The 19,263-nt window shown below is 69.0% G+C and carries 18 protein-coding genes and 4 tRNA genes; 17 read left to right on the top strand and 5 right to left on the bottom strand.

All coding sequences use genetic code 11. The features are described from left to right. Positions 1-26: 26 nt before the first annotated feature. The 6 genes from LY12_RS24095 (at position 27) to LY12_RS24070 (ending at position 5,372) form a co-directional block, all read left to right on the top strand. Positions 27-557 (top strand): hypothetical protein, encoded by a 531-nt coding sequence (locus LY12_RS24095; RefSeq protein ID WP_253859757.1) that lies wholly within the window; start codon positions 27-29, stop codon positions 555-557. Further along, entirely contained in the window at positions 554-1,054 is a 501-nt protein-coding gene (locus LY12_RS24090) for a YbaB/EbfC family nucleoid-associated protein (RefSeq protein ID WP_253859756.1), read from the top strand. Before LY12_RS24095 ends, LY12_RS24090 begins: the two co-directional genes overlap by 4 nt. Positions 1,055-1,139: 85 nt before the next feature. Next, positions 1,140-1,850, top strand: coding sequence for a hypothetical protein (locus tag LY12_RS24085; protein WP_253859755.1), 711 nt, complete (start codon positions 1,140-1,142; stop codon positions 1,848-1,850). A 174-nt stretch (positions 1,851-2,024) separates the two neighbouring features. After that, a complete protein-coding gene (locus LY12_RS24080) occupies positions 2,025-3,035 on the top strand; it encodes a YdcF family protein (protein WP_253859754.1) in 1,011 nt (336 codons plus the stop codon). Positions 3,036-3,156: 121 nt separating this feature from the next. Then, the gene (gene gdhA, locus LY12_RS24075) at positions 3,157-4,500 is read left to right on the top strand and encodes an NADP-specific glutamate dehydrogenase (protein ID WP_253859753.1); all 1,344 of its coding nucleotides are present in this window, start codon (positions 3,157-3,159) and stop codon (positions 4,498-4,500) included. A gap of 257 nt (positions 4,501-4,757) precedes the next feature. Further along, positions 4,758-5,372 (top strand): class I SAM-dependent methyltransferase, encoded by a 615-nt coding sequence (locus LY12_RS24070; RefSeq protein ID WP_253859752.1) that lies wholly within the window; start codon positions 4,758-4,760, stop codon positions 5,370-5,372. Positions 5,373-5,565: 193 nt separating this feature from the next. On the opposite strand, the gene LY12_RS24065 is transcribed toward LY12_RS24070, so the two are convergent. The 4 genes from LY12_RS24065 to LY12_RS24050 all read right to left on the bottom strand — a co-directional run bounded on the left by LY12_RS24065 (position 5,566) and on the right by LY12_RS24050 (position 6,419). Beyond that, a tRNA-Val gene (locus LY12_RS24065) sits at positions 5,566-5,640 on the bottom strand. 1 nt (position 5,641) lies between these two features. Continuing rightward, positions 5,642-5,713, bottom strand: a tRNA-Cys gene (locus LY12_RS24060). Between the two features lie 54 nt (positions 5,714-5,767). Beyond that, positions 5,768-5,840: transfer RNA gene (locus LY12_RS24055), tRNA-Gly, on the bottom strand. Positions 5,841-5,993: 153 nt separating this feature from the next. After that, the gene (locus tag LY12_RS24050; RefSeq protein WP_253859751.1) at positions 5,994-6,419 is read right to left on the bottom strand and encodes an SsgA family sporulation/cell division regulator; all 426 of its coding nucleotides are present in this window, start codon (positions 6,417-6,419) and stop codon (positions 5,994-5,996) included. A 451-nt stretch (positions 6,420-6,870) separates the two neighbouring features. Here LY12_RS24050 and LY12_RS24045 point away from each other — a divergent pair. From LY12_RS24045 to LY12_RS24030, 4 genes are all read left to right on the top strand, one after another. Beyond that, a tRNA-Val gene (locus LY12_RS24045) sits at positions 6,871-6,942 on the top strand. Between the two features lie 399 nt (positions 6,943-7,341). Then, on the top strand, positions 7,342-7,953 hold the full coding sequence (locus LY12_RS24040; protein ID WP_253859750.1) for a malonic semialdehyde reductase: 612 nt from the start codon (positions 7,342-7,344) through the stop codon (positions 7,951-7,953). 100 nt (positions 7,954-8,053) lie between these two features. Then, positions 8,054-10,093 carry a threonine--tRNA ligase gene (gene thrS, locus LY12_RS24035; RefSeq protein ID WP_253859749.1) on the top strand — a complete coding sequence of 680 codons (2,040 nt, stop codon included), beginning with the start codon at positions 8,054-8,056 and terminating at the stop codon, positions 10,091-10,093. Then, positions 10,083-10,667 (top strand): HIT family protein, encoded by a 585-nt coding sequence (locus tag LY12_RS24030; RefSeq protein WP_372493624.1) that lies wholly within the window; start codon positions 10,083-10,085, stop codon positions 10,665-10,667. Before thrS ends, LY12_RS24030 begins: the two co-directional genes overlap by 11 nt. A gap of 73 nt (positions 10,668-10,740) precedes the next feature. Here LY12_RS24030 and LY12_RS24025 read toward each other — a convergent pair whose 3' ends face one another. Beyond that, complete coding sequence (locus LY12_RS24025; RefSeq protein WP_253859748.1) at positions 10,741-11,748, bottom strand: LacI family DNA-binding transcriptional regulator; 1,008 nt, start codon at positions 11,746-11,748, stop codon at positions 10,741-10,743. 140 nt (positions 11,749-11,888) lie between these two features. Between LY12_RS24025 and LY12_RS24020 the strand changes: the two genes are divergently transcribed. From LY12_RS24020 to LY12_RS23990, 7 genes are read left to right on the top strand one after another with little or no spacing between them, the layout of a single operon-like run. Then, the gene (locus LY12_RS24020) at positions 11,889-12,890 is read left to right on the top strand and encodes a zinc-dependent alcohol dehydrogenase (protein WP_253859747.1); all 1,002 of its coding nucleotides are present in this window, start codon (positions 11,889-11,891) and stop codon (positions 12,888-12,890) included. Further along, a complete protein-coding gene (locus tag LY12_RS24015) occupies positions 12,883-13,401 on the top strand; it encodes a TRAP transporter small permease (protein WP_253859746.1) in 519 nt (172 codons plus the stop codon). The genes LY12_RS24020 and LY12_RS24015 overlap by 8 nt, the downstream gene beginning before the upstream one ends. After that, positions 13,398-14,672 (top strand): TRAP transporter large permease, encoded by a 1,275-nt coding sequence (locus LY12_RS24010; protein ID WP_253859745.1) that lies wholly within the window; start codon positions 13,398-13,400, stop codon positions 14,670-14,672. The genes LY12_RS24015 and LY12_RS24010 overlap by 4 nt, the downstream gene beginning before the upstream one ends. 31 nt (positions 14,673-14,703) lie before the next feature. After that, complete coding sequence (locus LY12_RS24005; protein WP_253859744.1) at positions 14,704-15,726, top strand: DctP family TRAP transporter solute-binding subunit; 1,023 nt, start codon at positions 14,704-14,706, stop codon at positions 15,724-15,726. Positions 15,727-15,777: 51 nt separating this feature from the next. After that, positions 15,778-16,203 (top strand): type II 3-dehydroquinate dehydratase, encoded by a 426-nt coding sequence (gene aroQ, locus LY12_RS24000; RefSeq protein ID WP_253859743.1) that lies wholly within the window; start codon positions 15,778-15,780, stop codon positions 16,201-16,203. Continuing rightward, the gene (locus LY12_RS23995) at positions 16,200-17,231 is read left to right on the top strand and encodes a Gfo/Idh/MocA family protein (protein WP_253859742.1); all 1,032 of its coding nucleotides are present in this window, start codon (positions 16,200-16,202) and stop codon (positions 17,229-17,231) included. Before aroQ ends, LY12_RS23995 begins: the two co-directional genes overlap by 4 nt. 14 nt (positions 17,232-17,245) lie before the next feature. Continuing rightward, the gene (locus LY12_RS23990; protein WP_253859741.1) at positions 17,246-19,078 is read left to right on the top strand and encodes a bifunctional sugar phosphate isomerase/epimerase/4-hydroxyphenylpyruvate dioxygenase family protein; all 1,833 of its coding nucleotides are present in this window, start codon (positions 17,246-17,248) and stop codon (positions 19,076-19,078) included. Positions 19,079-19,263 lie beyond the last annotated feature (185 nt).

Genomic DNA, 19,263 nt, shown 5'->3' with positions numbered 1-19,263 from the left:
CGGTCGACGAGGAAGAAGGCGTGAGCATGGCAACGACGATCCCGGTGCCGATCGAGTTCTCCCTGCCGGAGGGCTGGGTGTCGGTGTCGCCGGACGAGATCGGTACGCCGAACGCGGCGTTCGTGGCGCTGCGGCCCGACACGGGCGGGGACGGTTTCACCGCGAACATCACGATCACCGGAGAGGTGCGCGACGGCGACGTGCGACTGTCCGATGTGGCCGCCGAGGCGGCGGAACGGCTGCGCGGCGGTGCGCACGAGGTGAAGGTGGGCAACACGCAGGCCACCGGCACCGCCGAGAACCCGGTGTACACCCAGCCGCTGCGGATCGACGCCGACGTGGCGGGCCGTCGCCGGTATCTGGTGCAGTACCAGGTGTTCATGGGCTTCACCGACACGGCCGATCCGTCGCGGCGTGCGGTGATCCAGATCGTGCTCAGCTCCACTCCGGAGACGTTTCAACCCGTGTTCGCCGATTTCGAGGAGTTCCTCGGCACCATCCGGCCCGAGCAGGGCGGTGGCGGCAGCGGGTCCGGGAACACGGGAGGTACGGCATGAACGAGACGGCCAAGCACCTGGTGCAGCGAATCCAGGCGGTCGACGACGCGGCGGCGGCGAACCGCAACCGTGCGGAGACCTACCGGGCCATGACCGAGCAGTTGTCCGAGGTCACCGGCACGGCGAGCTCGCCGGACGGGGTGGTGACCGTGGAGGCGGGGCCGGACGGCTCGGTCGAGAAGGTCACGTTCTCCGACGCGGTCCGCAGCGGCGTGGATCCGGCCGAGCTGTCAGCCAGGGTGCAGCACACGATCGCGCTCGCCCGGGTGGCCGCCACCCGGGCGCAGGCCGAGGTGGTGCAGCGCGGACTCGGTTCCAGTGACCTGCTGGAGAAGGTGCTCCAGGAGGACAGGAAGCTGTTCGGTGACTCGGAGCCGGTGGACCCGGGGCCGGACCCGCTCGGGGACGGCCCGGGGCCGACGGTCGGGCGCACCGGTCGTGAACGGCTCAGCGACGACGAGGCATTCGAGAGTTTCCGCGTGTTGCGGCGCAGCTGAAGCCGCGGGCGAAACCGGGTGGCCGGGGCAGCCGCGCGCCCGGGTTCGTGCGTCCGCCGACCGTGCGATGTGGAGGGTGTGACGGATGAGTGTGGGCGCGATCCTCGCGATCGTGTTGGGTGGTGTGCTGCTGCTCGCCGCGGGGGTGATCGCGCTGATCGTCCTGGTGCGGCGGGCGGGCAGGGCCCGTGCGGCCATGTCGGCACCGGAGGCGCGGGCGGCGGTCGAGTCCAGCGGCTGGACCTTCGCCGAGCGGGACGACTCGTACGTGCCGCTGTACGACCGGCAGTACGACCGCACGGGGTGGGCCGAGCCTTTCCACCGGCCGCCCCGCGCGACGGGAGCGACGGGCGTCATCACCGGCACGCATCGCGGCAGGCCGTTCGTCGCGGCCACGTTCGAGACCGTCCACGACGGCGAGCATCGGCCGGAACGCGCGATCTGGGTCGCCGCGCCTGCCGCGCACCCCATGCTGAGCGCGACACGGATCGTCGGGCCGCAGAACACGATCAATCGCACCATCGGTATGGGTGGGCTGCAGCTCGGGGACGAGGAGTTCGACCGGAGCTTCGAGGTGCACTGCGACGACGAGGCGTTCGCCCGCGCCGTGTTCGGCCCTGAACTGAGAGCCCTGCTGCTGCACGACTCCCGCTCGTTCCGGGGTTTCGTGCTGCGCGGGGAGTACCTCGACGTGTTCGACCCGGTCGGCGATTACCGCGATCCGGACCAGCTCGTGGCCGCCCTCGACCTGCGCTGCGACATGCTCGACCGGATTCCCGCCTGGTCCCGCGGCTGACCGTAGTACCGGTGCCTGCGCGGTGTCGTCGCGCGGCCGGGCGGTACACCGCTCACTGTGGTCTAATCCCGTCCATGGTGGAGAGTCGAGCCGTGTCCGACATCGTGGGCGGCTGATGGCCGTCGGGTTCGGGCGCCGCGTTCCGGCCACAACGGCGTCGATGCGGGAGTTGCCGTGAGTGTGGCACCGGTCGCGTTCGTCCCTGCCGCAGTGTTCTTCACGGCGTTCCTCGTCAGCTTCCTGCGCGACCGGCGCAAACTGCGCAACGGGGTGTACCTGTTCCTCGCACTCGCGTCCCTGGCCGCGGCGATGCTGCTGGTGGTGGGCACGGTCTCCGAGGACGCGGCGCAGATACTGCTGCTGATCGGCGTGCTGCTGATCCCGCTGTCGGTCCTGGCGTTCGGGGTCTTCCTGATCGTCAGTGGGGTCACGATGCTCCGGCGGGAGGGCCGGCGACCGGCGAACCTGGTGTCGCTGCTGGCGGGCATCGGCATCGTGGCCTACGTCCCGGCCCAGCTCGTCGTGGGCATGATCGACTGGAAGCCGCTGACGGTGACGGCCACGGCGATTACGGGCGTGCTGTTCTACGTGTCCTTCCTGTTCGTGTGTTTCCTGCTGTACTCGGTGGTGTACGGCAGGATCCGCTCCCGCCGTCCCGTCGACTACATCGTGGTGCTGGGCGCGGGCCTGCTGGACGGGCGACGGGTGCCGCCGCTGCTGGCGAGCCGCCTCGGCCGCGGCCGAGCGGTGTTCGACGAGCAGCGCGCCGACGGCGCGGACCCGCTGCTCGTCACCTCCGGCGGGCAGGGGCCGGACGAGGATGTCCCTGAGGCCCACGCCATGCGTGACCACCTGGTGTCCCGCGGCGTGCCCGCCGACCGGGTGCTCGTCGAGGATCGGTCCACGACGACCTGGGAGAACCTGACGTTCAGCGCCGAACTCATGCGGGCCCGCACGGCCGACTACCGGTGTGTCGTCGTGACCAACAACTTCCACGTCCTGCGGGCCGCGCTGCTCACACGGAAGGCGAAGCTCGACGGACAGGTCGTCGGTGCACCGACGGCGTGGTACTTCTGGTCGAGCGCCGTCGTGCGGGAGTTCATCGCGGTCCTGGTGGCCCACCGGGTGTTCAACGGTGTCCTGTGCGGCCTGATCGTCTTGTCACAGGTGCTGGGCGCGTTGTAGGTGGCCGGCACGGTGTGTCCTTCGTCATGTTGATCGAACCGCGGTCGCCGGATGGAGTGGATGGATCGCGTTCCGATCCGAGGTCACGCGGCGGTCCGGTGTGCCGGTGGAAGGAGTCCAGGTGGTTCTGCACGAGCGTCTCGAGCCCGTCTACGCGAACGTGGTGGAGCGCAACCGCGGTGAGAACGAGTTCCACCAGGCTGTCCACGAGGTACTGGAGAGCATCGGGCCGGTCATCGAGAAGCACCCGGAGTACGCCGAACAGAAGATCATCGAGCGGATCTGCGAGCCGGAGCGGCAGATCACCTTCCGGGTCCCCTGGGAGGACGACCGGGGCGAGGTCCACATCAATCGTGGCTTCCGCGTCGAGTTCAACAGCGCCCTCGGGCCCTACAAGGGCGGACTGCGGTTCCATCCCTCGGTCTACCAGGGGACCGTCAAGTTCCTCGGGTTCGAGCAGATCTTCAAGAACGCGCTCACCGGGCTGCCGATCGGTGGCGGCAAGGGCGGCGCCGACTTCGACCCGAAAGGTCGTTCGGACCGCGAGGTCATGCGGTTCTGCCAGAGCTTCATGACCGAGCTGCACCGGCACCTGGGCGAGTACACCGACGTGCCCGCCGGCGACATCGGCGTGGGCGGCCGGGAGATCGGCTACCTGTTCGGCCAGTACAAGCGGATCACGAACCGGTACGAATCGGGTGTACTGACCGGCAAGCACCTCTCCTTCGGCGGTGCCCGTGTCCGCACGGAGGCCACCGGATACGGCTGCGCGTACTTCGTGCGGGAGATGCTGGCGGCCCGCGGACGGTCGTTCAACGGAATGCAGGTCGTGGTCTCCGGGTCGGGCAACGTCGCCTGCTACGCCATGGAGAAGGTGCACCAGCTCGGCGGCACCGTCGTGGCCTGCTCGGACTCGTCCGGCTACGTCTACGACGAGAACGGGATCGACGTCGAGTTGGTCAAGCGGCTCAAAGAGGTGGAGCGGGCGCGGATCGGCGACTACGTCGAGCACCGGCCCGCGGCGAAGTTCGTCGCGGACCGCAGCATCTGGGAGGTGCCGTGCCAGGTGGCGCTGCCGTCCGCGACGCAGAACGAGCTCGACGCGGCCGATGCGGCCCAGCTGATCGCGAGCGGCTGCATCGCGGTCGGTGAAGGCGCGAACATGCCGACGACTCCGGACGCGGTACGGATGTTCCAGGAGGCGGGCGTCGCGTTCGGGCCGGGCAAGGCGGCCAACGCGGCCGGCGTGGCGACATCGGCACTGGAGATGCAGCAGAACGCCTCCCGCGACAGCTGGAGCTTCGAGTTCACCGAGCAGCGGCTCGAGCAGATCATGAAGGACATCCACGCCCGCTGCTACGCCACCGCGGACGAGTACGGGATGGCCGGCAACTACGTGGCCGGTGCCAACATCAACGGTTTCACCAACGTCGCCGACGCGATGCTGCGCCTCGGTCTCATCTGAGCGAGGGTGCACCGCGGGGACGCGCGGTCGTCACCGGCCTCGGTTCGCGATGCCCGACGTCGACGGCGTCCTGGCGAGTGTCCCCGGCGGTACGTACGTCCTGAACGGACAGACGGCGCCGTTCCTGTGGGGTGATCGCGCGGCCCGGCGGTCGGTGACAGGGCGCCGGGCCGGGTGCGCCTGCGGGGAGCCGTATTCGAAGGGCGCGCCGAGGGGCATGGACAATGGCGACCATGCCGAGGTGGTGGGGAGTGCGGATGTCGAGGATGGATCACGACGGTGCGACGGTTGCGCGCAGCCGGCAGGAGCGGACTCTCTTCGCCGGTGAGTTCTTCCGCCACCCGATACGTGCCGGTGCCGTCACGGAGACGGCGGCCGACTGTGTGGGCGGTTTCCTCGACGAGGTGCGGATGGCCGGTGCCCGCACGGTGGTCGAGCTCGGCGCGGGGTCCGGTGCGATCACTGCGGAGCTCGCGACGCGGTTGCCGGATTCGTCGCGGCTGCTGGCCGTGGAGGTCAGCGCCGCGTTGACGGATCGGCTCCGGACCCGCTGCCCCGAGGTGGACGTGGCCTGCGCGTCGGCGTTCGATCTGCCGGAGCTGGTGCGTGAGCGTGGGCTCCCGCCGGTGGATCTCGTCGTGTGTTCGGTGCCCTGGACGCTGCTGGGGGAGGAACGGGACCGTTTTCTGGGCGCCGTGCGCGCGACGTTGAGCGATGACGGAGCGTTCAGCACGTTGCTGGTGGCGCACCGTGCTCGCGAAGGCGGTGTCGCGGCGAACCGGGTCGGCTGCCACTTCGCGGACGTCAGGGCAGGGCGCGTGCTGTGGGGGAATCTCCCGCCGTTGCGTGGCCTGCACGCCGACGCCGGCTGACGCGACGGCCACCGGAGACGCGCCCTGGAGACACGACTCCAGGGCGCCGGACGCCCACGCGGGACGCCAGATCAGCCCTCGGCGGTGACAATAGCGGCGACGCCACAGGGGGCATGAAAAGTCGCAGCGGCCATGAAAAGTCACGGCGGCCATGAAAAACCCCCACCCCGGTTGCCCGGGATGGGGGTTGCAGTGGTGCGCGATACTGGGATCGAACCAGTGACCTCTACCGTGTCAAGGTAGCGCTCTCCCGCTGAGCTAATCGCGCGAGGCGGCGGCGGGAATCGAACCCGCGTACAGGGCTTTGCAGGCCCTTGCCTGAACCACTCGGCCACGCCGCCGCGGTTGTGAATCAGGCTTACACCCGATTCAACTGCGGGTAGCCGCCGCAGTCGAGCGGACGACGGGACTCGAACCCGCGACCCTCACCTTGGCAAGGTGATGCGCTACCAGCTGCGCTACGTCCGCATTTTCCCGGCTGGAAAGTCACTCTCCGTGGAGGAATGACTTCCCGGGGTTGCCCCCGCTGCCGTGGTGTGTGAAGAACTCTACTGGACGCCCGCACGGCCGCTTGCACGGGGGGTCACTTTGTGTCGCCGCCGGGCTGTGCGGGCGCCGTGATCAGCCAAGATCGTTGGGGATCAGCCGGGTGAGCGCCTCGTCGACGTCGACCCAGAGGTGCTCGTTGCCCGGCAGGACGACGTCGTAGGTCCGGTCGAGGAAGTCGGCGAGCTCCTCGGCCGAGCATTCGAACATCGCATGGCCGGACGGCGAGGTCAGTTCGATCAGCACCGACTCGGGGTCCTCGGTCGACGGGCGGATGTGGACGTCGCCGTCGCCGGCGTCCGCCAACAGTCCGTCGGCGATGAGGTCGCGCGCGAAGACCCACTCGACCCAGCCCGCGCGCCCCGTACGGAAGGCGGCGACGACGGCGTACGGATCGCGCGTGTCGTAGCGCAGCTCCACCTTCACCGGAACGGGAGGCGTTTTCGGTGCCAGCAGGTCGAAGACCGCGTTGGACCGGAGCGTCACGTGATCGTTTCGCATGGTCGTACCCTTCTGCTCCCTTCCCGGCCGGTTCGGCCGAGGCTTGACGGTGAGACGCAGCCGAAGCCCAATTCGCTCGCCGTAATCGCCGAGACCACTCGGACGAGTTAAGCCCTGTTGTGCGCGTCACTTCCGGTCGAACCCCGGCCGCGCTCCGGCGGCCGTACGGCACGTGTGTGGCACACGCGCCGCCCATACTGGCGGGTTTACCCCGTCGGCGATAGGACTCGTCCCTCCCGTGTTGTCCACGACATACCCGGTCACGGCCGGACGGGCGCTCCGACGCCCGTCGTATCCAGCCGCTTCTACGGAGTGTTTCCGCATGTATGCGCACCGTGCGGACTCAAGGACCACCCGTTTGTCGGCCCCCGAACGGCGTCCGCTACAGTTGATCGCACAACAGCACAGAGCGCGAAACGCACGGAGCGTACGACTCCACGCGGGACGCCAGGCGCGATTAGCTCAGCGGGAGAGCGCTTCGTTCACACCGAAGAGGTCACTGGTTCGATCCCAGTATCGCGCACCGATACTCCGGTATCGCACTCGCTCGAAGGCGCATTCTGCTCGGCAGGATGCGCCTTCGCTGTGTTTCGATCCTCATCGATCCTTGGGGCTGTCGATCGTTGTGGGCTGCAGTCCGCAGGCCCCGTACGGGAAGCCCGGGACGTCGTCGCGGCTGTTCCGTGTTCGCCCGGATGCCGCAGTGCACGGTGGCCCGCCTGCGCCGTGGCCCGACTGCACAATGGCCCCGACGCTGATTGTTGCACTTTCAACGATGTGCCCGCCGGGTTCCGGCCGTCGACCGAACGTGATGTGCGGCATAGCCGTGACGGGAAGTGGTCAAGGGTTCAACTATGTTGTCGTGGGTAGGAGCGACGCCGACCGACGTCGTTCGAGCATCCGACGAATGGGGAGAACCTCGATGACGACCAGCGCGACCACGCAGAACCTCGAGCTGTCCACCGACGCGCAGGATCTGCTGTTCCGCGACGCGCGCACGGCCAACACGTTCGGTTCCGAGCCCGTCACCGACGAGCAGCTGCGTGCGATCTACGAGCTCGTGAAGTGGGCGCCGACCTCCATGAACAACCAGCCCCTCCGTGCGCTCGTCGTCCGCAGCGACGACGGCAGGCAGCGGCTGCTCAAGCATATGGCCGACGGCAACCGTGCCAAGACCGAGACCGCCCCCGTCACCGTCGTGCTCGCCGCCGACGCGGACTTCCACGAGCAGCTGCCGACGGTCTTCCCGCACGCGCCGGGAGTCAAGGACCTGTTCTCCGACCCGGCGGGCCGGGAGCCGGTGGCCAAGCTGAACGCCTCGCTGCAGGTCGGCTACTTCATCCTCGGTGTCCGTGCGGCCGGTCTCGCGGCGGGCCCGATGACCGGGTTCGACGGCGCGGGCGTCGACGCCGAGTTCTTCGCCGACAAGCCGTGGAAGTCGCTCGTTGTGGTGAACATCGGCAAGCCGGGGGAGAACGCATGGCAGGAGCGCCTGCCGCGGCTCGGCTACGACGAGGTCGTCGCCGAGGCCTGAGTCTCGCGTCGACCCGGCGGGCGGCGAACCGGCGGCCGAGGTCCGGTGGCTAGCATTGACACGGCAAGTACCTGTGTTAATGCGTCGCAAGGAGTTCACCGTGTCCCAGCCGTCGTTCGCCGCCTCCGAAGCCACCGAACGCGTGGTGGTGCCGGCGGGCACTACGGCGGGTTCCGCGGTGCGCGAAGCGGGACTGCCGAGCAAGGGCCCCGACGCCGTCGTCGTCGTGCGCGACGCCGACGGCGCACTGCGCGACCTCGCCTGGGCGCCCGAGTCGGACGTCGAGGTAGAACCCGTCGCGGCCAGTACCGACGACGGGCGCAGCGTCATCCGCCACTCGGCGGCCCACGTGCTCGCCCAGGCCGTGCAGCAGCAGTTCCCCGGGGCCAAGCTCGGCATCGGCCCGCCGGTCAAGGACGGCTTCTACTACGACTTCGCCGTCGACACCCCGTTCACGCCCGAGGACCTGCAGGCGCTCGAGAAGCGCATGAAGCAGATCATCAAAGGCTCGCAGCAGTTCTCCCGCCGCGTCGTCGACTCGGTCGACGACGCGAAGGCCGAGCTCGCCGACGAGCCGTTCAAGCTCGAACTCGTCGACCTGAAGTCCGGCAAGGACACAGTGGATACCGACGAAATCATGGAGGTCGGCGGCGGCGAGCTGACGATCTACGACAACCTGGACCCGCGCAGCAAGGAGCGCGTCTGGGGCGACCTGTGCCGCGGGCCGCACGTGCCCACGACGAAGTTCATCCCCGCGTTCAAGCTCACCCGTAGCGCCGCCGCGTACTGGCGCGGTGACGAGAACAACCGGCAGCTGCAGCGGATCTACGGCACCGCATGGGAATCGGCCGAGGCGCAGGACGAGTACCTCGAGCGCATGGCCGAGGCCGAACGGCGCGACCACCGCAAGCTGGGCGCCGAGCTCGACCTGTTCTCGTTCCCCGAGGATATCGGCTCCGGCCTGCCGGTGTTCCACCCGAAGGGCGGCATCATCCGGCGGGAGCTGGAGAACTACTCGCGCCGTCGTCACGAGGAGGCGGGCTACGAGTTCGTCAACACCCCACACATCACCAAGGGTGAGCTGTTCGAGACCTCGGGGCACCTGCCGTACTACGCGGACACGATGTTCCCGCCGCTGAAGTTCGACGACGAGGACTATTACCTCAAGGCGATGAACTGCCCCATGCACAACCTCGTCTTCCGCTCCCGCGGACGCTCGTACCGCGAGTTGCCGCTGCGGTTGTTCGAGTTCGGCACGGTGTACCGCTACGAGAAGTCGGGTGTCGTGCACGGCCTGACGCGGGTGCGCGGGTTGACGATGGACGATTCGCACATCTACTGCACCAAGGAGCAGATGCCCGGCGAACTGCGTTCGCTGCTGCGGTTCGTGCTGGATCTGCTCGCCGACTACGGCCTTTCGGACTTCTACCTCGAGCTGTCCACGCGTGGCGACTCGGACAAGTTCATCGGTGAGGACTGGGAATGGGAGGAGGCCACCGAGACGCTGCGGGAGGCCGCCGAGGAGTCCGGCCTCGAGCTGGTTCCCGACCCCGGTGGCGCCGCGTTCTACGGACCGAAGATCTCGGTTCAGGCCAAGGACGCGATCGGGCGCACCTGGCAGATGTCGACCATCCAGCTGGACTTCAACCAGAACAAGCGGTTCGGGCTCGAATACACCGCACCGGACGGCAGCAGGCAGCGGCCGATCATGATCCACCGCGCGCTGTTCGGGTCGATCGAGCGGTTCTTCGGTGTGCTCACCGAGCACTACGCGGGAGCCTTCCCCGCGTGGCTGTCGCCGGTGCAGGTCATGGGGATCCCGATCGCCGACGAGCACGTCGAGCACCTGCGTGGCGTCGAGAAGGCGTTGCGTGCCAAGGGAATCCGCGTCGACATCGACACCAGCGACGACCGGATGCAGAAGAAGATCCGCACCCACACCACGCAGAAGGTGCCGTTCCTGCTGCTTGCGGGCGGCAAGGACGTCGATGCGGGCGCCGTGTCGTTCCGATTCCGCGACGGCAGCCAGATCAACGGCGTTCCGGTGGACCGTGCGGTGGAGGCGATCGGCGACTGGGTGACCCGGCGCGAGAACGCCTCGCCGACGGCCGAGGCACTGGAGGCCCTTGTTGGCCGGTGACGGGTCCGGTGGTCACGGGGCGGGTTCGGCCGACACCGGCGAACCCGCCCTCGAAGCCCAGGACGGTGTCGGGGTCCGGGACGAACTGCAACGGCTCTGGACCCCGCACCGCATGGCGTACATCCAGGGTGAGAACAAGCCTGCCGGGGACCACGCCGACGGGTGCCCGTTCTGCCGGATCGCCGGTGCCGACGACGAGGAGGCATTGATCCTCGCGCGCGGTTCCGAGGTGTACGCGGTGCTGAACCTGTACCCGTACAACCCGGGGCACCTCATGGTCGTGCCGTACCGGCACGTCGCCGACTACACCGAACTCACCACCGGCGAGACCCGTGAGCTCGCGGAGTTCACCCAGCACGCCATGAGGGTCATCCGCACCGTCTCGGCAGCCCACGGCTTCAACATCGGCATGAACCAGGGTGTGATCGCGGGTGCAGGGATCGCCGCGCACCTGCATCAGCACGTCGTGCCCCGGTGGGGTGGCGACTCCAACTTCATGCCGGTCGTCGGCCAGACGAAGGTACTGCCGCAGTTGCTGGGCGAGACGCGGCAGCTGCTCGCCGACGCCTGGTGACCCACCGGCCGTCGCTCCAGTGGGTGGGTCGCGACGCCGGTCCGCGGCCGCGTCCGGATGGTGCGGTGCCGCGTCAGGACGGTGCGGTGCCGGTCGAACCGCGGACGACGAGGTGCGACGGCAGCACCACCTGGTTGTCGGCCTGCGGTGGCCGGGTTCCGTCTCGTGCACCGAGGAGCAGATCGATCGCGAGTCTGCCCGCCTCGTCGAACTGGCCCGCGAGGGTCGTCAGCGGAGGGGAACAGAAGTCGGCGCCGAAGATGTCGTCGTAGCCGACGACGCTGATGTCATTCGGGACGTGCACTCCGCGGTCGGTGAAGCGCCGCAACATCCCGATGGCGAGTAGGTCGTTGTGGGCGATGACCGCCGTCGCTCCCTGCCCGAGGGCGGCATCGGCGGCGGCCGCCCCGCCCTGTACGGCGGGAGGGAACGGCCCCAGTCTGGTCGCGCTGAGGCCGAGCTTGCGGGAGACGGCCCTGACGGCGTGCCATCGTTTCGCCGCCAACCAGGAGCGCCGCGGGCCCGCCGCGTAGACGACGGAACGGTGCCCGAGTGAGGCGAGGTGCTCGATGATCTGCCGGGTGCCGTCCTCGTGGTCGACGATCGCGCTCGGTACACCACCGACCTGGCGGCTGATGAGCGTGAGCCGGTGACGGCCGGTGAGCTCGCCGATCTGCTGGTCGGACATCCGGCTCGCCGCGATCACGAAACCGTCCACCGACCCGCTGAGCCGCTCGATGTGCGCGGCCTCAAGATCGGGCGATTCCTCGGTGTCGGCCAGGATGAGCGTGCAGCCCGCGGCGCGGGTCTGCTGCTCGGCACCGCGGATGATGCCGAAGAAGTGCGGGTTGGTGATGTCGGAGACGAACAGGGCCACCGTCCGGGTTCGCCCTGAAGGCAGCGCCCTTGCCAGGGCGTTCGTCCGGTAGCCGAGCCGTTCGGCGACCTCGACCACGCGGTCGCGGGTCCTTTCGTTGACGCGGCCGGGATTGGTGAGCGCTCGCGACACCGTGGACGTCGCGACGCCCGCTTCCCTGGCCACGTCGTAGATCGTCGGCCGTTTGCCGTCGGTCGGCTCCATCAGCAGTGCCTCGTCTCGTCGAACACGCGGCGATCCTAGGCAGTTTTGGCAAAGTTTGGCAACCGCTTGCAGTCGTTTTTGCCACCCGCTTATGGTCGGTCCCCACTTCCCGGATTTCACTCTTCGAGAGGACACCGCCGATGAGGGCAATCGTCCTGACCGCTCCCGGCAGGGTCGACGTCGTGCAGGACCGGCCTGATCCGCAGCCGGGCGCGGACGAGGTCGTCGTCGGTATCCGCGCCGTCGGGCTGTGCGGCTCCGACCTCGGGGTGTACGAAGGCCATCGGCAGGTTCCCGCCATGCCATGGGTGATGGGGCACGAGGGCGGCGGCACGATCGTCGCGGTGGGCGCCGGCGTGACCGACCGCCAGGTGGGCCAGCGTGTCGTGGTCGAGCCGAACTATCCGTGTCTCACGTGCGGGGCGTGCTGCAGCGGCCGGACGTCCGCGTGCCCGAACCGCGGCATCGTCGGCATGAACGTCCCGGGTCTGCTCGCCGAACGGGTGGCGGTTCCGGCACGCTTCGCCCGCCCGGTACCGGAGTCGATCTCCGACGAGGCACTCGCGTGCCTGGAGCCGCTCGCCGTCGCACGAGCGGCCGTCCGGCGTGCCGGTGTCGGGGCCGGCGACGAATGTCTGGTCCTCGGTGCGGGGTCACAGGGGCTGCTGCTCTGCCAGGCACTGCTGGCGCAGGGTGCACGTGCGTTCGTGACCGAGCCGCATCCAGGGCGGCTCGCGCTCGCCGAACAACTCGGCGCGAAACGGCTTGTCCCGGAGGATGCGCACGGCTTTCCGTTCGTGATCGACACCGCAGGCAACTCCCACACCTGGGACATCGCGCTCCGCGCGGTCGGTGCGGGGGGATCGATCGTGATGATCGGGATGGGCGGGGATCCGGCTTCACTGTCCACAACGGAGCTCGCGCGCAGACAGCTCGTCATCCGCGGCTCGTTGATCTACGACCACCCCGGCGACTTCGCCGACACGATCGCGGCAGTGGCCGACGGCACCGTCGTGCCGGGGGAGGTGCTGCAGTACGCGGCGCGACCGGAACAGGCGGCGCAGGCCTTCGCACAGGCCCGTTCCGCGCCGGGCAAGTCCTGGATCGACCTGACCGGATGGCAGGAGGACCGGCATGCGTGAACCGGACGAGACGGCAACCCGCTCACGTCGGGGTCCGTTGCGCTGGCTGTCGACCGCGGAGGTGGTCGTCGGCGGGCTGCTGCTGAGCACGATTCTGATTCTGATGCTCGGCCAGGCCGTGGGGCGGTATCTGCCCACCGGCGGCTGGGTGGGCTCGGGTGAGCTGGCCCGCTTCAGCCTCGTCTGGCTGACCTTCGCCATGGCGGGCTATCTGATGGAGCGCGACGCGCACGTCGCGCTGAAGCTCGTCGACACCGTGGCGACGGGCCTCACCCGCCGTCTGGTGTTCGTGTTCGCCAGCATCATGGTCGCGATCGTCTGCGTGAACCTGGCCTACGAGGCGTTCGTGCTGGTGACCGACGAGAGTTCGCAGGTCTCACCCGCGCTCGGCATTCCGATGCGCTGGTTCTACGTCATTCCCCTCGTCGGGCTCGTGTTCACCGCCGTGCGATCGGCCGTGGCCGTCTTCCTTCCCCCGCCCGGCATCGGAGAAGAGGAGTCCTCGGCATGAGCATGCTGCTGCTGGCCACGGGAATCGCCGTCCTGCTCGCGCTGCGCGTACCCGTGGCGTTCGCGCTCCTCGGGCCGTGCCTGACCTACGTGACCTTCAACGGGCAGTCGGTCGGCCTGAGCACCCGTGAACTGACCGGTGCCATCGACAGCTTCCCGTTGCTCGCGGTGCCGCTGTTCATCCTGCTCGGTGTGATCGCCAACCACGCGGGGATCGCGGACCGGATGTTCGATTTCGCCCTCGCGCTCATCGGCCGGGTCAAAGGCAGCCTCGGCTACGTCAACATCGGCGTGAGTCTCGGCTTCTCCTGGATGAGCGGCTCCGCGCTGGCGGATGCGGCCGGACTCGGCAAGGTCGAGGTCCCCGCCATGGTCCGAAAAGGATACTCGAAGCGGTTCTCCGTGGGCATCACCGCGGCTTCCAGCCTGATCGGCCCGGTGATGCCGCCCAGCATCCCTGCCGTGATCTATTCCTCGATCGCCGCCGTCTCCACCGGTGCGTTGTTCGCCGCGTCGGTGCTGCCGGCGTTCCTCCTGGCCGCCGGGCTGGCGATCGCGGTGTTCGTGTGGGCTCGTCGGCAGCACGACCTGCAGTCCCAGCCGTTCGACTGGGCGACGCTGCGCCGCGCGACGGTCCGGGTGCTGGCCCCGTTGCTGTGCCCGGTGATCATTCTCGGCGGCATTCTCGCTGGGTTCTTCACCCCGACCGAGGCCGCGGCCGTCGGCGCGACGTACGTACTCGCGCTCGGCGTGTGCTACCGCGCGGTGCGGTTGCGGGATCTCGGTGGGATCCTCCGCGACAGCGCGGCGACCACTGCGTCGATCACGCTGATCATCGGCGCCTCCGGGCTGCTGGCATGGATTCTGGCCAGGGAGCAGGTGCCCGCGGCGGTCGCCGACTGGATGCTTGGATTCACCGACAGCCAGGTCGTCTTCCTGCTCATGGTCAACGTCCTGCTCATCGTGCTCGGCGCAGTACTCGAAGGCACCTCGGTGCTGGTCATCACCGTGCCGATCCTGCTGCCGATCGCCGTCGAATTCGGCGTGGACCCGCTGCACTTCGGCGTGCTCACGATCGTCAACCTGATGATCGGCCTGTTGACCCCGCCCATCGGCGCCGTGCTCTACGTCCTCAGTCCCGTCACGAAGATGCCCGTGCACGAGGTGTTCCGAGGCACCGCGCCGTTCCTCGTCCCGTTGGTCGCCGTGCTCCTGCTGCTCACGTTCGTGCCCTCGGTGGCCACGTTCCTGCCGCAGGTGCTCGGTCTCTGACTCGTCAACGAAACACACCCAGGAGGCAATGATGCCGACAAGGTCCACCACGTACCGCCGCACCGGCGCGCTGGCGCTCGTCGCGGTACTCGCAACCGGTTGTACGGCCATGGGCGGCGGTGGCGACGGCGGTGAGGACGGCACCGTCACGTTGTCGTTCGCCAACAGCTACGCCACCCAGCATCCGCACACCCGGTGCGGCATCCAGGCCGTCGCCGACAGGATCAACGGGCAGGACAGTGGACTCACCATCGAGACCTTCCCGAACAGCCAGCTCGGTGACGACACCGAGCGCTTCAACTCCGTGAAGGCCGGCGACGTGGACATGGACGTGCAGGGTTCGTCCGCGCTCGCCGCCAGCTACCCGCCGATCGGCGTGCTCGACATGGCGTACGCGTTCGACGGCCCTGACCAGTTGTTCGAGTTCCTCGACAGCGACGACGGCCAGCAGTTGAAGGACGACTTCGCGGAGGCCACCGGTAGCCGCATCCTCGACGGCTGGTTCTTCGGGATGCGCCACTTCTCGGCGAACCGCCCGATCCGCGAGCCCGCCGACCTGGAAGGGCTGCGTATGCGTTACGCGGACTCGCCGATCTACCTGGAGAACGCGAAGGCCGTGGGAGCGAAGGCGACCACGGTCGCGTTCGAGGAGATCTACGTCGGGTTGCAGCAGGGCATCATCGACGGCCAGGAGAACCCGATCCCGACGATCGCCGAGAAGAGCTTCGACGAGGTGCAGAGCCACGTCTCGCTGTCGGGACACCAGACCGGTTCGCAGCTGATCGTCGTGAACGAGGAGAGCTGGCAGCGACTCTCGGCCGAGCAGCAGGAAGCGGTCGAGACGGCCGTGCACGAGACCCGCGCGAAGAACCGCACGTGCATCGAGAACCAGGAACAGGAGATTCTCGACCAGTGGAAGTCCGAGGGCACCGTGACGGTCGTGGAGGACGTGGACCGCGACGCGTTCGCCGAGCGGGCGCAGCGGTACTTCGAACGCACACTCTCCGGTGAGCAGGCGAAGCTCTACGCGCAGGTGCGGGGCTCGGCCGGGTAACCGGTGCGCTGCAGCGGCGAGCGGGCAACATCCACCGGAGAAGGGACGGACATGCAGGTTCGGGTGCTCAACGGACCCAACCTCGGGCGGCTCGGCCGCCGCGAGCCCGAGAAGTACGGCACGACCGGCTATGAGGAGCTGGTCACCTCGTGCCGGACGTGGGCGGCCGAGCTCGGCCTCGACGTGGCGGTGCGGCAGACCGACGCCGAGCACGAGATGCTCGGCTGGGTGCACGAGGCGGTCGACGCCGGTGCGGCGGTCGTGCTCAATCCCGGCGGGTGGACCCACACCTCGGTCGCGCTGCGGGACGCGTGCGCGATGCTCGAGGCGCCGCTCGTCGAGGTGCACCTGACGAACGTCCACGCGCGTGAGCGGTTCCGGGCGCATTCGTACATCAGCCCGGTGGCGACCGCCTCGATCATCGGGTGCGGTGTGGACGGTTACGCGCTCGCGCTCCGCTGGCTGGCCACCCGATGAGCCCGGTGCGCATCGCGGTCGTCGGCGCGGGCCTCATCGGACGGCGGCACATCGCGCTGGTCCGTGCCGACCCCGGCAGTGAGCTCGTGTCCGTCGTGGACCCGCACCCGGCGGCGCGGGACGGGCACGAGGTGCCGGGCTACGCCGGGGTTGCGGACATGTTGGCGGCTGTCCGGCCCGATGCGGTCATCGTGGCATCGCCGAACCGCCACCACGCCGAGCACGTGATGCAGTGCGTCGATGCGCGTGTTCCGGTGCTCGTCGAGAAGCCAATCGCCGATGCGCCCGCCGATGCCGCGTCCATGGTGGAGGCGGCCGAGGCGGCGGGCGTACCGCTGCTTGTCGGGCACCACCGGCGGCACAGTCCCATCGTGGCGGCGGCGACCGAGGCCCTCCGGGACGGCTTGCTCGGCAGGCTCGTCGCCGTCAGGGGGAGTGCGTTGTTCCGCAAGCCGGACGGCTACTTCGAGGACGCGCCGTGGCGGAAAGCGGCGGGCGGCGGGCCGATCCTGATCAACCTCATCCACGAGATCGACAACCTGCGCGCGCTGTGCGGGGAGATCACCGAGGTGCAGGCCGTGGCGTCGAACGCGGTCCGAGGCTTCGCCGTCGAGGACACCGCCGCGGTCACACTCCGGTTCGACACGGGTGCGCTCGGGGTGTTCCTGCTCTCCGACACCGCCGCCGCACCGCACAGCTGGGAGCAGACCTCCGCGGAGGACCCCGCCTACCCCCACCACGCCGACGAGGACTGTTACGTGCTGGCCGGCACCGACGGCTCGCTCGGCATCCCCACCATGCGGCTACGGGTCTACACCGGTGAACGTTCCTGGTGGGAACCGTTCCGTACCTCCGTGGTGGACCGCTCCGGGGCGGATCCGCTCGCGGAGCAGCTGGCGCATTTCCGGGCCGTGGCGCGCGACGAGGCCGCGCCGCTGGTGGACGGCCGCGAAGGGCTGCGGACGCTGCGGGCGACACATGCGGTGGCCGAGGCGGCGCGCACCGGCACGACGGTGTCCATTTCCTGACGGAGGTCGAAGTCATGCACAAAGGGATAGCCACGGTGTGCCTGTCGGGCACGCTCGAGGACAAGCTGGACGCGGCCGCCGCGGCGGGCTTCAGCGGGGTCGAGATCTTCGAGAACGACCTGATCGCCTCAGCCTGGTCCCCGGAGCAGGTGCGCGCGCACTGCGACCGGCTGGGCCTCTCGATCGACCTGTACCAGCCGTTCCGGGACTTCGACTCCTCGGACAGCGACACGTTCCGGCGCAACCTGCGGCGTGCGGACCGCAAATTCGACCTCATGCGGCGGCTCGGGACCGACACAGTCCTGGTGTGCTCGTCGGCGTCGGCCGATGCGGTCGACGACGACGAGGTGCTCGCCGAGCAGTTGCGGACCCTTGGCGACCGCGCGGCCGAACACGGCATGCGGGTGGCCTACGAAGCCCTTGCGTGGGGGCGCGTGGTCGACACCTGGGAACACTCCTGGGAGATCGTCCGGCGCGCCGACCACCCCGCGCTGGGGCTGTGCCTGGACAGCTTTCACGTGCTCTCACGCGCGCAGGGCGGTGGCACGAGCATCGACGGCATCGCCCGGATCCCCGCCGGCAAACTGTTCTTCCTCCAACTCGCCGACGCCCCGCACCTGAACATGGACGTGCTGCAGTGGAGCAGACATCATCGGCTGTTTCCCGGCCAGGGCTCGTTCGACCTGAGCGCCTTCACCGGGGCGGTACTGGCCACGGGCTACGACGGGCCGCTGTCGCTGGAAGTGTTCAACGACGTGTATCGGCAGGCCGAACCGGGGCGTGCGGCTGTCGACGCGATGCGGTCATTGATCGCGTTGGAGGAATCACTCGGTCGGGAACCCGCGCCGCCGCGTCCGCCGGAGCTGACCGGCTACGCGTTCACGGAACTGGCCGTCGACTCCCCCTCGGAGCACCAGCTGTCACGGGCACTCGCCGCGATGGGGTTCGCGCACGTCGGCCAGCACCGGTCCAAACCGGTTCAGCTGTGGCAACAGGGTGACGCCCGTGTCCTGCTCAACTCCGGCACCGAACAGGCCACCACCGTCAGCGCACTCGCGGTGGACACGGTCGACCCGGTGGCGTCGGCCGCGCGGGCCGAGGCCCTGCTCGCCCCGCCCGTTCCCCGCACCCGTGGCGCGGCCGAGGCGGATCTGAGCGTCGTCGCCGCACCCGACGGCACGTCCCTGTTCTTCTGCCGGACGGAAGCGGCCGAGGACGGCTGGATGTCCGACTTCATCCTCACCGGGGCGGGTTCGGACGCGCCAGCCGGACTCCGTCACATCGATCACGTCGCGCTGGCGCAGCCGTTCGACTACTTCGACGAAGCCACTCTGTTCTACCGCGCGGTGCTGGGCCTGACTCCCCGGCACGACGCCGAGTTCGCCGCACCGTTCGGGCTCGTGCGCAACCGCGCTGTGGTGGATGCACCCGGTCGCGTCCGGATCGCACTGCACGGGACCGTGCTGCGGCGCGGCGACTGGGCACCCGGAGTACCCGACCCGCAGCACATCGCGTTCGCCAGCGACGACATCTTCGCCAGCGCGCGGGCCATGCGGGAGCGTGGTGCGCCGTTGTTGCCGGTACCCGAGAACTACTACGACGATCTCGATGCTCGGACGGAACTCTCCCCGGATCTGCTGGCGGCGCTCCGCGAGTGCCGGGTGCTCTACGACCGCGACGCCGGGGGAGAGTTCTTCCACTTCCACACGGAGGTCTTGGGAGGCAGGGTGTTCTTCGAGGTGGTGCAACGGGTCGGTGCCTATGGCGGCTACGGCGTCGCGAACGCCCCGGTGCGGATGGCCGCACACCGGGCCGCGCGGCTGCCGGCCCGTGGTTCCGGTCGGTGATCGGACGGTATCGCGCTGCCGGAGCACGACCCGGGGAAACCGTCTCGTTGCGCGGCGAGCGAGTGATCGTCGGGACGGGTGTCACCCCGGTGTCCCGAGTGCGGAACACGCGTGCCCGAGTGCAGGACATGCGAAGGGCTCGCCTGCTCGGGGGTCGGAGCAAGCGAGCCCTTCGCCGGTGAGCC

This window comes from Prauserella alba (genome assembly GCF_024171735.1).
Lineage (GTDB): Bacteria > Actinomycetota > Actinomycetes > Mycobacteriales > Pseudonocardiaceae > Prauserella > Prauserella alba.
This window is presented reverse-complemented; position numbering and strand designations above follow the sequence as displayed.

Coding starts and splice junctions, on each gene's coding strand:
- LY12_RS24095 (WP_253859757.1), top strand. CDS start 27: ATGGCAACGACGATCCCGGTGCCGATCGAGTTCTCCCTGCCGGAGGGC.
- LY12_RS24090 (WP_253859756.1), top strand. CDS start 554: ATGAACGAGACGGCCAAGCACCTGGTGCAGCGAATCCAGGCGGTCGAC.
- LY12_RS24085 (WP_253859755.1), top strand. CDS start 1,140: ATGAGTGTGGGCGCGATCCTCGCGATCGTGTTGGGTGGTGTGCTGCTG.
- LY12_RS24070 (WP_253859752.1), top strand. CDS start 4,758: ATGTCGAGGATGGATCACGACGGTGCGACGGTTGCGCGCAGCCGGCAG.
- LY12_RS24050 (WP_253859751.1), bottom strand. CDS start 6,419: ATGCGAAACGATCACGTGACGCTCCGGTCCAACGCGGTCTTCGACCTG.
- LY12_RS24040 (WP_253859750.1), top strand. CDS start 7,342: ATGACGACCAGCGCGACCACGCAGAACCTCGAGCTGTCCACCGACGCG.
- LY12_RS24025 (WP_253859748.1), bottom strand. CDS start 11,748: ATGGAGCCGACCGACGGCAAACGGCCGACGATCTACGACGTGGCCAGG.
- LY12_RS24020 (WP_253859747.1), top strand. CDS start 11,889: ATGAGGGCAATCGTCCTGACCGCTCCCGGCAGGGTCGACGTCGTGCAG.
- LY12_RS24015 (WP_253859746.1), top strand. CDS start 12,883: ATGCGTGAACCGGACGAGACGGCAACCCGCTCACGTCGGGGTCCGTTG.
- LY12_RS24010 (WP_253859745.1), top strand. CDS start 13,398: ATGAGCATGCTGCTGCTGGCCACGGGAATCGCCGTCCTGCTCGCGCTG.
- LY12_RS24005 (WP_253859744.1), top strand. CDS start 14,704: ATGCCGACAAGGTCCACCACGTACCGCCGCACCGGCGCGCTGGCGCTC.
- aroQ (WP_253859743.1), top strand. CDS start 15,778: ATGCAGGTTCGGGTGCTCAACGGACCCAACCTCGGGCGGCTCGGCCGC.
- LY12_RS23995 (WP_253859742.1), top strand. CDS start 16,200: ATGAGCCCGGTGCGCATCGCGGTCGTCGGCGCGGGCCTCATCGGACGG.
- LY12_RS23990 (WP_253859741.1), top strand. CDS start 17,246: ATGCACAAAGGGATAGCCACGGTGTGCCTGTCGGGCACGCTCGAGGAC.